Source organism: Arhodomonas sp. KWT2 (genome assembly GCF_041949875.1).
In the GTDB taxonomy this organism is placed as follows: domain Bacteria; phylum Pseudomonadota; class Gammaproteobacteria; order Nitrococcales; family Nitrococcaceae; genus Arhodomonas; species Arhodomonas aquaeolei.
The window spans coordinates 212939-225864 of record NZ_JBHFPQ010000043.1 but is presented as its reverse complement, the minus strand read 5'-3'; the positions used below and the strand labels follow the sequence as shown (position 1 = coordinate 225864).

10 protein-coding genes are annotated in these 12926 nt (G+C 67.4%); 8 read left to right on the top strand and 2 right to left on the bottom strand.

Annotated features, from left to right (window positions below; translation table 11 throughout):
* Positions 1-43: 43 nt before the first annotated feature.
* Together flgK and flgL are read left to right on the top strand one after the other, a co-directional pair.
* On the top strand, positions 44-2038 hold the full coding sequence (flgK, locus tag ACEZHJ_RS10390; RefSeq protein ID WP_163138567.1) for a flagellar hook-associated protein FlgK: 1995 nt from the start codon (positions 44-46) through the stop codon (positions 2036-2038).
* A 2-nt stretch (positions 2039-2040) separates the two neighbouring features.
* Positions 2041-3273: a flagellar hook-associated protein FlgL gene (gene flgL / locus ACEZHJ_RS10385; RefSeq protein ID WP_259199710.1), complete on the top strand. Its 1233-nt coding sequence runs from the start codon at positions 2041-2043 to the stop codon at positions 3271-3273.
* Between the two features lie 306 nt (positions 3274-3579).
* Here the strand turns inward: flgL and ACEZHJ_RS10380 are convergent, their stop codons facing one another.
* Together ACEZHJ_RS10380 and ACEZHJ_RS10375 are read right to left on the bottom strand one after the other, a co-directional pair.
* Entirely contained in the window at positions 3580-4074 is a 495-nt protein-coding gene (locus tag ACEZHJ_RS10380) for a transposase (RefSeq protein WP_026320969.1), read from the bottom strand.
* A 292-nt stretch (positions 4075-4366) separates the two neighbouring features.
* Positions 4367-6358, bottom strand: a complete 1992-nt coding sequence (locus tag ACEZHJ_RS10375) for a tetratricopeptide repeat-containing sulfotransferase family protein (protein ID WP_163138569.1) — start codon at positions 6356-6358, stop codon at positions 4367-4369.
* Between the two features lie 272 nt (positions 6359-6630).
* On the opposite strand from ACEZHJ_RS10375, the gene ACEZHJ_RS10370 reads away from it, so the two are divergent.
* The 6 genes from ACEZHJ_RS10370 (at position 6631) to ACEZHJ_RS10345 (ending at position 12840) form a co-directional block, all read left to right on the top strand.
* Complete coding sequence (locus ACEZHJ_RS10370; protein WP_018717357.1) at positions 6631-8151, top strand: flagellin; 1521 nt, start codon at positions 6631-6633, stop codon at positions 8149-8151.
* A 141-nt stretch (positions 8152-8292) separates the two neighbouring features.
* Positions 8293-8625 (top strand): flagellar protein FlaG, encoded by a 333-nt coding sequence (locus ACEZHJ_RS10365; RefSeq protein WP_084594097.1) that lies wholly within the window; start codon positions 8293-8295, stop codon positions 8623-8625.
* A 44-nt stretch (positions 8626-8669) separates the two neighbouring features.
* Entirely contained in the window at positions 8670-10097 is a 1428-nt protein-coding gene (gene fliD, locus ACEZHJ_RS10360) for a flagellar filament capping protein FliD (protein ID WP_163138570.1), read from the top strand.
* A 71-nt stretch (positions 10098-10168) separates the two neighbouring features.
* A complete protein-coding gene (gene fliS, locus ACEZHJ_RS10355) occupies positions 10169-10591 on the top strand; it encodes a flagellar export chaperone FliS (protein WP_018717360.1) in 423 nt (140 codons plus the stop codon).
* Positions 10578-10922, top strand: a complete 345-nt coding sequence (locus ACEZHJ_RS10350) for a flagellar protein FliT (protein ID WP_018717361.1) — start codon at positions 10578-10580, stop codon at positions 10920-10922. Before fliS ends, ACEZHJ_RS10350 begins: the two co-directional genes overlap by 14 nt.
* A gap of 508 nt (positions 10923-11430) precedes the next feature.
* Positions 11431-12840 carry a sigma-54 dependent transcriptional regulator gene (locus ACEZHJ_RS10345; protein ID WP_018717362.1) on the top strand — a complete coding sequence of 470 codons (1410 nt, stop codon included), beginning with the start codon at positions 11431-11433 and terminating at the stop codon, positions 12838-12840.
* The last annotated feature ends 86 nt before the right edge of the window (positions 12841-12926 follow it).

The window sequence follows — 12926 nt, the reverse complement described above, 5'->3', positions numbered from 1 at the left end:
GTACCCCGCGTGAGCGCGCGAGGGGCCCGACGAGGGAACCGGTATGGGTGTATTCGAAAACGGTGTCTCCGCGCTGCAGGCCCTGCAGCGCGCGATGAACACCACCTCGCACAACATCTCCAACGTCAACACCGACGGTTACAGCCGTCAGCGCACGGAGTTCGCCACCCGTACGCCCCTTGGTGCGGGCAACGGCTTCTCCGGCAGCGGCGTGGAGGTGGAGACCGTGCGCCGGATCTTCGACCAGACCCGGGAGACCTCGGTACAGCGCAACACGTCCGAGTACCAGCGCCTGGAGACCCTGGCCAACAGCGCCGGGCGCATCGACGACATGCTCGGCGACGAATCCTCGGGGATCTCCAGCGCCCTGCAGGATTTCTACGGCGCGGTCCAGGATGTCGCCGCGGATCCATCGTCCGCGACCAGTCGGGATACGCTGCTCACGCAGGCGCGCAACCTCTCCAGCCGTTTCCGCGGCGTCGGTGAGCAGCTCCGCGGTTTCAATGACGACGTCAATACCCAGCTCAAGGGCAAGACCGCCGAGGTGAACCAGCTCGCGGGCTCGATTGCGGACCTCAACCAGGAGATCTCGGTACAGAGCGGGCGCTTCGGCGAGCCGCCGAACGACCTGCTCGACCAGCGTGACCAGCTCGTCCGCGAGCTCTCCGGACTCGTGGACACCCGCACGGTGGAGGCGAGCGACGGTTCGCTGAACGTTTTCGTGGGCACCGGCCAGACACTGGTTTCCGGATTCAGCAACTCCGAGCTGACCACCGTCCGTCCCGACGGTGACCCGACTCGGCTGAACGTTGCGATCACCACCCGCTCCGGCGGTACCACCGACATTTCCCGCCAGATAGGCGGTGGCGAGATCGGCGGTCTGCTCGACTATCGCGAGAATGTACTCAACCCGACCCGCGAGGAGATCGACCGCATGGCCGCCGGCCTGGCGCAGACGTTCAATGCCCAGCATCGCGACGGCCTGCAGTTCGGAGGCGGCAACGAAGGGGGCCTCGGCGGCGACCTGTTCTCGCTGGGCGGGCCCGGCAGCGTCGCCGATGGTGCCACCGTTGACAGCGGATTTGCGGCCTTCGACCCCGAGAGCGAACCGGCCCTGAACGGGGTGCGCCTGACCTTCGACCAGGCGAGCTCGCAGTGGACTGCGGAGAACGTCGCCACCGGCGACACGCAGACGTTTCAGGACAATGACCAGGTCGTCTCGTTTGCCGGAATGAACCTGGACATGGGTAAGGTTTCCGGTGCCTCCGATGGTGCGACCATCAGCGTCGATCCACTGCAGGACGCCGCGACAGGCATGCGGGTCGCCATCGACCGGGCCAGCCAGGTCGCTGTCGCCGCCCCGCTGCGGGTGGGCGAGGTCAGCGGCAACGACGGTGATGCGGCTGTCGACGATTTCAGCGTCGACAGCATCGACGGTCTGCCGTCGGGCGGGCCGGCCTACCGGCTGGAATACACCGACAGCCTGCCCGGTGGTGGCACGGGCTACGAGCTGGTGGACGGCGGCGGCAACGCGGTGAACGATGGCGCCGGCAACCCGGTTACGATCGCCTACGATCCCGCGACTGACGCCGCGGGCAAGGCGTTCTCGGTGGACGTCGCGCTCGGCGGTGGCAATACTGCCACCGTCTCGGGCGCGTTGAGCGGCCGTCCCGAGGTCGGCGACGCGTTCACCCTGGAGCGCAATACCGGCGCCGTGGGTGACAGCAGCAATGCCGTGGCCCTCGGCGACATCGCCGAGCAGGGCGTGTTCGACGGCGGTGACACGACCCTGCAGGAATTCTATGCCGGGCTGGTCGGCGAGGTCGGCACGAAGACCCTGCAGGCGCAGACCGGCCGCGATGCCCAGGAATCCGTGCTGGAGCAGGCGAGGGCCGCCCGTGACGAGGTCTCCGGCGTGAACCTCGATGAGGAGGCGGCGGACCTCATGCGCTTCCAGCAGGCCTACCAGGCCGCCGCACAGTCCATCTCCATCGCCCGCACCACCTTCGACGCGCTGCTGTCGGCGACACGAGGCTGATCATGGTCCGCATCTCTACCAACCAGTATCACCAGACCGCCCTCAATGCGCTGCTTGACCAGCAGAACACCCTCTCGAAGGTCCAGGAGCAGATTGCCTCGGGCAAGCGCATACTCAGCCCGTCGGACGACCCGTCCGGTGCGGCGCGGGTCCTGGAGCTCGCCCAGAGCATCGAGAGCACGGAGCGTTACAACCGCAACATCGATGCTGCCGAGTCGCGGATGGGGCTGGAGGAGTCGACCCTGAACGAGGTCAGCTCGACTCTCCAGCGGGTGCGCGAGCTCGCCGTTCAGGCGAAGAACGACAGCAATACGGCGGAGGACCGCAAGAAGATCGCCGCCGAGGTCCGCGAGCAGTGGAAGCACCTCGTTCAGCTTGGCAACACCACCGACGGCAATGGCGAATACCTTTTCGCCGGTGCCCAGAGCGGTACCCGCCCGTTCCAGACGCAGGCGGACGATACCGTCCAGTATGCCGGTGACCAGACCGCCCGCCGTCTGCAGGTGGGAGCCGGCCGGAGCATGGAGACGACCCATACCGGTTATGAGACCTTCATGGACATGCCGGCCAGCTACGAGGTGACGGCCACTACAGGAAGCACCGGTACGGCCACGGCGGCAGTGGCGGTCAACACGTCGGTCACCCAGCGCGAGGACGTCTCCGGCTACGAGGTCCGGTTCACGGAAACCGCCGACGGCGGGTTCGACTATGCGGTCGTCGACGACAGCGGCAACGCGGTTACCGACAGCGACGGCAACGCCATAACCGGGCGTTACGAGGCCGGCCGGAGCATCCAGCTCCCAGAACAGGGCGTGGAGCTGACCCTGCACGGCCAGCCGGCGGACGGCGATGCGCTCACCATTCAGGCGGACAGCGATCGCTCGATGTTCGATGCGGTCGAGCGGTTCGCGAGCGCGCTGGAAAACGCCAGCGACACGGAGCAGGGGCGGAGTGCGTTCCAGGCCGCCGGCGACCGGGCGCTCGCGGAAGTCGACGCCGGTCTGGAGAACGTCGAGCGGATCCGCGCCGAGGTGGGCGGCCGGCTGAACGGCCTGGACAGCGAGCGCAATGCCAACGAGGCCGCGGCGCTGGAGCTCAAGAGCGCGCGCAGTACGATCCAGGACCTGGATTACGCCAGCGCCATCTCCGAGTTCTCACGACGCCTTACCGGCATGCAGGCAGCCCAGCAGAGTTACTCCAAGATCCAGGGCATGAGCCTGTTCAACTACCTGTAAGCCCGCATAAGACCCCATTCCGGTAGCTCGTGCACGGCGACCGGCCGTGTGCGGCTCCGTCCGCCACCCCCGGTAGGTCGTGCACGGCCGCCAGGCCGTGTGCGACATCCCGCCTACCGGGGCGAGAACGTCGCACGCCTTCGGCGCACGACCTACCCATCCGGCGGGCTATGCACGGCGAGCGGACGTGGGCGGCTGCTCCGTCCGCCAACATCGGTAGGTCGTGCACGGCCAAAGGCCGTGTGCGACATCCCCCGTCGGGCGCGCCTCCAACCGCCTGCGACATGGCACCTGCAACCCCACCACTCACTCACGCCCGACATGCGGTGGTAGGGACGGCACCTGCTCGCCCCAATACGGCGGGTACACACCCGCGCGTACCAGTCGATGAAAACTCGACCACGGCCACGCCGCCGGACAGGCCACGAGGCCGTGGCGAACCGGATTGTAATGGACATAATCGAGGTGGTTGCGGAAGTCAGCCTCGTCGCGGATACAGTGCTCCCAGAACCTCGGTTGCCAGATGCGTCCGCGCTGCGCGCCCGCCGTCACGGCCCGTTTGATCAGGCTCCAGCGGGTGGCGAAATCGGCATCGTCCGGTGGCAACGTCCACACGCAGTGAAGATGGTCCGGCAGCAGCGTGATCGCCTCCATGCGAAACGGCCGGCGCTCGCGCGTTCCGCGGATCGCGGCACCGAGCAGGGCGCGGATGCCCGCGTCGCACAGCACGGCCCGCCGCCGGTAGGTCACAACGGTAAAGAAATAGGAACCACCCGGTATCCATGGGCGTCGGTATCGCATCCCTGCGTTCCCCGATGATCGATTCGTGTCGTTCGACCATCGTGGATCGCACTCGCGGTTGCAAGGAACGGTATCCGGCACGAGAACGTCGCACGCCTTCGGCGCACGACCTACCACACCGGGCGGGCCATGCACGGCGAGCGGCGGTGTGCCACGCGCCCGCTGCGCTGGCCCGAAAACGCACACCGCCGGCGTTCGCCACCCCAGCCGGTAGGTCGTGCACGGCCGCGAGGCCGTGTGCGACATCCCATCCCTCTCCGAAAGCCACGCGCAAAGGCACGCCAACGCCCGCCTATTCGAACGCCAGCGCCTCCCCCAGCCCGTTGATCAGCGGCTTGAGGTGCTTCTTGTAGTGCCGCCAGCGCTGCTTGGACTTCGTGTAGATCGGCTGGCGGACCTGGTCGTAGCTCGCCGTCAGGGTGCGTACGCCGGAGCGCGTGTGGTCCAGGCAGGCGTCGTCCCACGGCAGGTCACAGAACTCGAGCATCCGGCGGATTTCCAGCTCCGGGTCACTGACCAGGCGCTCGTAGTGCAGCTCGTGGATCGACAGCGGCAACGCCTCCCGCCAGTAGGCCATCAGGCGCCGGTAGTGGCGGTAGTAATGGGCCAGGTTGTCCTGGTCGTAGGCGAACTGCAGGCCCGAGGCGGCGAAGTTCTGGAAATAGCAGGACAGGCAGGTGTCCAGCGGGTTCCGGTTGCAGTGGATGATCCGCGCGTTGGGGAACAGCAGCGCGATCAGGCCGAGATGCATGAAGTTCTGCGGCATCTTGTCGGTGACCCGCAGTGTCTCGTCCGGCGCCAGCTCAGCGAGGAAGTCCAGGTACTGCCCGGCGGCCTTCGCCGCGGACTCCCGGGTGAGCTCCGGCACGCACTCCGGGTAGGGGGTGGTGACGTCCATGAGCTCCGGCAGGGCGTTGGCGATGCTCTGGATCTCGCGTAGCTCGCCGGCGGCGGTGACGCCGGGGTGGCTGGCGATGACCTGCTCGGTGAGGCTGGTGCCGGAGCGGGGCATGCCGACGATGAAGATTGGTCGCCGGGAGTCGCTGCCGATACCCGACAGGCGCTCGAACAGCGCCTTCGTGAAGGTCGTGGTCACCGCGTCGAACTGCTTTTCCGCGAACGCCCGGTCGTAGGTCCGGGGCTTGATCTCGTTGCCGCGCCGGAAGAAGTCGAAGGCCCGGTCGTAGTCGCCGATGTCGTCGTAGAGCTGCCCCGCGGTGAAGTAGAGGCCGTAGTGCGAGCGGCTGGCGAGCCTGCCGGACATGGCGCGGTCGACGATCTCCGCGGCCTGCTTCTGTTCGCCCATCCGGCGGGCGAGGGTGAGATAGGCCCCCAGGGTACCCGGGGCCACGGTGGCGTTGTTCTCGATCAGCGGCCGGACCAGCTCGAAGGCCTCGGCCTTGCGGCCGCTGCGTTCCAGCACCCGGGCCTTGATGCTGACGAGCTGGTCGTCGCCGGGTTTGAGTGCCAGTGCTCGTTCGATCGCATCCTGCGCCTGGTCCCACTCCCCCTGGCCGGCCAGGATCTCCGCCATCAGTCCCAGCCCCGCGGTGTCCTCGGGGGCCAGCGCGATCGCCTTGCGAGCCTCTCGGTAGGCCTGTTCGTGGCCGCCGGAGTGGGCGAGGCACTCAGCGAGCAGCCGGTGGAAGCGTGCCTCGCCGGGGGCGTAACGCACCAGGCGCTTCGCCCAGGCCAGCGCTTCCTGCGGGCGCGCCAGCGCCACGAGGGTGGAGGCCAGTGCGAAGAGTCCGAGGACGTGGCGGTTGTCGAGGTTGACTGCTGCCCGCGCGATGTTCTCCGCCGAATCGTGCTGGCCGATCTCCAGCAGCGCCTCGGCGAGGTTGGCGAAGGCGTCCGGATCCCGCGGGGCCGCGACCACGGCGCGGTTGAGCACCTCGGTGGCCTGGGCGTATTCGCGGCGCGCCTTATGGATAATGCCGATGTTGAGCAGGGCCTTGGCGCAGTGTTCGTCGTGCGCCAGCGCCTGCTCGAATACGGCCCGGGCCTCGTCCAGACGGCTCTCGCCGTACAGGGCGGTGCCCTGATTGCAGAGGAAGACCGTATCGCCGGGGGCGAGCTCGACGGCCATGCCGAAGAGCTGGCCGGCCACGTCGTGCTGGCCGATCCGCATCGCGAGCAGACCCAGGCCGTTGTAGGCGTCCGCGTTCTCGGGATCGTCCGCGAGGACTGCGCGGTAGCCCGCCTCGGCCTCCTGCAGGCGTCCGGCGCCCTGGTGCAGGTCGGCCAGCTCCAGGCGCTCGTTGTCCGTGCCGGCGTTAGTCATGTCTGTCGTTCCACCTGTTTGTCCGTCCACGCGGGAGTGTCGCATCCACGGCGCCTGCCGCCCAGCGGGCCCCGCCATGGCGCCTCCCGCGGCCCGTACGGGGCATTGCAAGGGGCGTGCCGTCGCCGATTGGATAATCTCTTGTGGTCAGGGGGTAAAGTCCTTCGCGGGGGTGCCGATAGAGGGTTTGAAGGCGGCCATCAGTGCATCAGACAGGCCGGTCGCCGAAGCGCAATCCGGGGCTCCGGACTATCTGGCAAGGAGACTGAGCAATGGCACAGGTCATCAACACCAACATCGCGTCGCTGAATTCCCAGCGGCACCTGAACAACACCCAGGACACCATGCGTACGGCCATGGAGCGTCTCTCCTCGGGTCTGCGCATCAACAGCGCCAAGGATGACGCGGCGGGGCTTGCGATCTCCAATCGCATGACCGCCCAGATCAACGGCATGGACCAGGCGGCACGTAACGCCAATGACGGCATCTCCCTGGCGCAGACCGGCGAGGGCGCGCTCCAGCAGATGACCAACAACCTCCAGCGCATGCGTGAGCTGGCGGTGCAGTCGCGTAACGCCACCAACGCCACCCAGGACCGGGAGTCGCTGGACGCCGAGTTCCAGCAGCTGCTCTCCGAGAACGACCGTCTGGCCAAGACCACGGCGTTCAACGGCCGTAATATCCTCGACGGCAGCCTCGGCACCGAGGAGTTCCAGGTGGGCGCCAACGTCGGCGAGACCATCTCCGTGGACGTCAGCTCCAGCATGCGGACGAACTCCATCGGTAATCACGCCACGGCGGACTACGCGCTGAACGACTACTCCGCTTCCACCAGCGCGCCGTCGAACAGCAACGATTTCTTCCTCGACAGCTCCGGCGATCTGGCGATCAACGGTGTCAACGTGGCGTCCGTTAGCTCCGCGCTGACCTCCGACGAGATGAGCGCGGGCCGCGGCGCCAACTCCGCCTATGGTATCGCCGAGGCGATCAACCTGGGCACCGAGGACCACGGCGTGACCGCAACGGCAGAGGCGGCGCAGACCACCCTGAGCTTCAGCGAGCTGAGCTTCGGTGACAGCACCAACACGTCCGAGACCTACACCCTCGAGATCAACGGCAAGACCATCACCCAGCAGACCGAGGGCAGCGTGGACGTGAGCAGCGCCGAGGCGCTGGCCACCCAGATCAACAACGCCTCCAACGAGACCGGCGTGGGTGCGCGGGTGGACGGTTCCGGCAAGCTGGTGCTGAGCGCGGAGGATGGCCGCAACATCGAGATCAAGGAGTCCGTGGGCAGCTCGGCCAGTGTCGGCGGCTTCTTCGGCAACACCGGAATTACGGCGACCGGCGGTGAGTACACGGTCTACAAGGGCAGCGTGCGCCTCGATTCCGACAACCAGATCTCCGTGGCCAACAACGACGGCGAGTCGCAGTCGTTCAGCACGGTCGCCGCCACTGCGACCGACACCACGGGCACCAAGGCCCTGTCCGCTTCGGACATCCTGACCGCCGCGAACTCGGATGCGGCGCTCCAGCGCATCGACTCCGCGCTCTCGGACGTCGACTCGCTCCGGGGTACCTTCGGTGCCATCCAGAGCCGCTTCGAGTCCACGGTCTCGAGCCTCGAGACCAGCTCGGAGAACCTCTCGGCCGCGCGCAGCCGCATTCAGGACGCGGACTTTGCCGCCGAGACGGCCAAGCTGTCCAAGGCCCAGGTGCTCCAGCAGGCGGGTACGTCGATGCTGGCCCAGGCCAACCAGCAGCCGCAGTCGGTGCTGAGCCTGCTGCAGTAAGGCAGGCGGATGGCGGCGCCCTGACCCGGGGCGCCGCCGCTTACCGGGTGGTGAGAGGGTCCGGAAATGGCAACCGTTCAGAATGTTTCACAGGGGCTTTCTCAGGTGGTGCCCCCCACCACTGAGGCCGATGGCCGCTCAATGTCTCGATCAACGGTGCAGCAGCAGCGCACGGGGGACCAGCCCCGCACCTCGGCGATACAGGACTCGGAGCGCCCGGCCCTGGGCGGCGAGGGTGAACGCAAGGCGGCGGAGCAGCTCGTGGAGCAGCTGCGCGAGCGCTTCGAGCGCTATGACCATAACCTGCAGTTCTCCGTGGACGATGCCACCGGACGCAGCGTGGTGAAGGTGGTGGACGGCCGTACCGACGAGGTGATCCGGCAGATTCCGCCCGAGGATATCCTCGAGTTGGCGCGTTTCATGCACAAGTTGAGCGACGAAGACGGCGGCGCACTGTTCCGGACCGAGGCGTGACGGACGGTTCGCCGGCGGCGGTCAATCGGTAAGAGGTCAGCCCCATGTCAACGCTCACCAGCCTGGGAATCGGCTCCGGCCTGGACATCAACCAGACAGTTTCCGATCTCGTGTCCGCCGAGCGCGAGCCGGCCGAGTCGCGGCTCTCCTCGAAAGAGGAGACCTATCAGACCAAGCTCTCGGCCTATGGCGCGCTGAAATCGGCCCTGTCGAGCTTCAGCGATAGCATCCAGGGGCTGCAGAAGGTCGATACCTTCGGGCAGCGAAGCGCGAGCTCATCGGATTCCGAGGTGTTCACTGCCTCGGCGGATTCGACCGCGCAGACCGGATCCTACTCCATCGAGGTCACGAAGATGGCGAGCCCGCAGAAGCTCGCCAGTGCCGGCGACATGGGATGGAGTGAGGACTCTACCGTCGGCACGGGCACGCTGAGTATCGGTGTCGGTGGTTCCTCGTTCGACGTCGAGATCGGCAGCGGCGACAACACCCTGTCCGGCATTCGGGACGCCATCAACGACGCCGACGGCGGCGTGACCGCAAGCATCATCAACGTCGACGACAGCAGCGGCAACACCGAATCGCGCCTGGTACTCACCGCGGACGACCCGGGTACCGAGAACACGATTACCGTCGGCGTCAGTGGTGACGGAGACGGCGACGACACGGACGCCGCCGGCCTGTCGGCACTGCGTTATGACTCCGGCGTGAGCAACCTCACCGAGACCCAGACCGCCGAGGACGCGGTGATCCAGGTGGATGGTCAGACCGCGACGCGTTCGAGCAACAGCATCGACGACGTGATCCCCGGTGTGACCATCGACCTGGCGTCCTCTGCGCCGGGCGAGACCCAGACACTCACCGTGGGCCGTGACGACAGCGGCGTTAAGTCCGCGCTGGAGGATATGGTCAAGGGCTACAACACCCTGATGCAGACCATCAGCCAGCTGACCAGCTACGACAAGGCCAGTGGCGAGGCCTCTGTGCTGCTTGGGGACGCCACCGCCCGCGGGCTGCAGACGCAGGTCCGCCAGGGCGTGACCAGTCCCGTCGAGGGTGTCGAGGGCGATCTCCGCAGCCTCGCGGATCTCGGCCTGGGGGTTGGTCGCGACGGCCAGCTGAGTATCGACGAGGAGCGTCTCAACGCCGCCCTGGAGGACAATCCGAAAGGTGTCGCGGAGCTGTTCACGGCGGATTCCGGCGGGGTAGCGGGCCGGCTGGAGGAGATCGCCGATTCGTATCTCGGCGATAACGGGCTCATCAGCAGCCGCACCGACGGGCTGCAGGACCGGCTCGATCGTATCGCCGACCAGCGCGACGATCTGGACCGGCGCATGTCCAACCTCCAGCAGCGGTATCTCGACCAGTTTATTGCCATGGACCAGATCGTCTCGGACATGGACAGCATGCAGAGCCAGCTGACCCAGGGGCTGAAGAGCCTGCCGGGCTACATCAGCACCAACGGGGACAACTAGCGCCGACTGGCGTTCGTTTGAAACAGACGCCCCGGAGCGGGGCACACGGGGTACGACAGAGGTAGCGGCAGATGACTTACGGCGTTAACGCCTACCAGCAGGTGGATCGCAGCGGTGCGAACTACGCTGATCCCTGGCAGCTGACAGCGATGCTGTTCAACGGTGGTCTGGAGCGTGTAGCCCAGGCCCGCGGCGCGATGGAGCGTGGCGATGTCGCGGTGAAGGGCGAGCGTATCGGCAAGGCGATCGGGATCCTCGACGGTCTGCGAGCCAGTCTGAATCATGAAGAGGGTGGAGAGCTGGCGAGCAACCTGGATTCGCTGTACGAGTATATGCAGCGGCGCCTGGTGGCGGCCAACGCGCATAATGACTTGACGGCGCTGGACGAGGTCGCGACCCTGCTCCGCGAGATCAAGGAAGGCTGGGACGGAATCCCGGCAGAGGCACGCAATGCCCCCGGACAGCAAAACGCCCAGGCCGGTGGCGCCGTCTGACGGCGATGCCGCCGCGGCCGCGGAGCGCGAACGCATCGCGCGGCGGCTGCTGGCGCTCACCCGTGAGATGCGCACCTTCGGTGAGGCGGGTGACTGGGTCGGCTTTGCCGAACGCGAGGCTGAACGCCAGGAGCTTTCCCGCGAGCTCTTTGCCACCCCGGTTCCCCACGATGCCGCCCCGGTGGTCGCGGACTGCGTCCGCCGGGTGCTTGAGCTCGACGAGTCGCTGATCGAGCTCGCCCGTGCCCACCGCGACGAGGCCGCCCGCATGCTGGAGGAGTCCCAGCGCGGGCGCCAGGCGGCCGACGCCTACCGCCGCTTTTCCCGCTGAGCCCCAAGAGACGTCGCCCGCCTTCGGGAACCGCGGGTAGGTCGTGCACGGCCGCAGGCCGTGTACGACAGCTCCCGCCGATGCGCGACACGGCGCTACCCGAGACGTCGCACGCCTTCGGCGCACGACCTACCGAACCGTCCGGTAGGTCGTGCACGGCCGTGAGGCCGTGTGCGACAGCTCCTGCCGATGCGCGACACGGCGCTACCCGAGACGTCGTACGCCTTCGGCGCACGACCTACCGAACCGTCCGGTAGGCCGTGTGCGACAGCTCCCGCCGACGCGCGACACGGCACCAACGGAGGCGGCGCACGACCGGGGTGTCAGGGCGTCGACACCTGGTGACGGTGCGTCCTTTGATCGTCGGTTCATTGACGCCGGGTTCTCGAACTGCTGAACTCTAGCCCCGGGTGAGAACCGGCGCACACAAGAAGGCGGACGTGTCTCACCCCGGAAGAACAACAAGGCCGCCTGAGGGGGTGGCCCTTCTGATGAACGGGGCAATGCAATGGCGAATGTTCTGGTGCTCGACGCGGACGCCGAGCGGGCTGCTGGCGTCTGCGCTGTCGTGGAATTCGTCGGGCACACGGCGCGCTGTGTGGCCCATCCGGCGGAGTTCGACGGCGTGCTCGGTGAGGTCGATCCCGCGCTGTGCCTTGTCGTCGGGGGCGACGATTCAGGGGCCGAGCTGCTGAACGCGCAGTGGGAGCGCCTGCCCGGCGTGCCGGCCTACCTGGTCGGGGTGGAGCGGGGCAGTGCGCTGAGCCGTGGTGCCAATGTGGTCGGTACCCTGCAATTGCCATTGCGCCGCCAGGAGTTCCAGTCGGCGATGCAGAAGGTCCTCGGCCAGCCCGCGAGACCCGCCGAGGGAGCGCGGGATGCGGTGCCGCGGCTCGTCGGCGAGAGCCGGACCATGCAGCGCGTCGGGCGGCTTATCGAGCAGGTCGCCGCGAGCGAGGCCAGCGTTCTGGTCCTCGGCGAGTCCGGCACCGGCAAGGAGGTGGTGGCGCAGCAGATCCACGCCCAGTCCGGGCGGGCTGACAAGCCGTTTGTACCCGTCAACTGCGGCGCTATTCCCGCGGACCTGCTGGAGAGCGAGCTCTTCGGTCACGAGAAAGGTGCGTTTACCGGTGCTATCTCGGCGCGCCAGGGCCGTTTCGAGCTCGCCCAGGGGGGCACGCTGTTCCTCGACGAGATCGGCGACATGAGCCTGCACATGCAGGTCAAGCTCCTCCGCGTGCTTCAGGAGCGCACCTTCGAACGGGTGGGCTCCAATCGCAGCATCGAGGCGGACGTGCGTATCATCGCGGCCACCCACCGTGATCTGGAGCGGCGGATCGCCGACGGCGAGTTCCGCGAGGATCTCTACTATCGCCTCAATGTCTTCCCCATCGAGCTGCCGGCGTTGCGGCGCCGGGTCGCCGACATCCCGGTGCTGGTGGACGAGATCGTGCGCCGGATCGAGAGTGACGGCCGGGGCTCCGTGTCGTTCAGTCCGCGTGCGCTGGCGCTGTTCGCGCGCTATCACTGGCCGGGCAACGTCCGCGAGCTCGCCAACCTGGTCGAGCGCATGGCTATCCTCCACCCGTGGCAGGAGGCGGATGTTGACGACCTGCCGGAACGCCTTCTCGAAGCGGTGGACGAGCACATCCCCGAGCCCGAGCCGGAAGCGGAGGCCGCGGCCGTGGAATCGGATGCTGCCGGGGGGGGCTGGCCGTCCCTGGATCCGGAGACCGGTATGGACCTCCGCGAGGTGCTCGGCGATCTGGAACAGCGTCTGATTCGTGACGCCCTGGATGCCACCGACGGCGTCGTGGCGCGTGCGGCGAAGCTGCTCAACCTGCGTCGCACGACCCTCGTGGAGAAGCTGCGCAAGTATGGTATCGACCGCGAGGACACCGCCTCGCGCCCGGCGTGACCGGGGTGTGGGGAGCAGGATGGCGTTTCGCGGATATCCCGGGCGGCGGGGGGTTGACCGAAGACGTCGCACACGGCCGTTGGCCG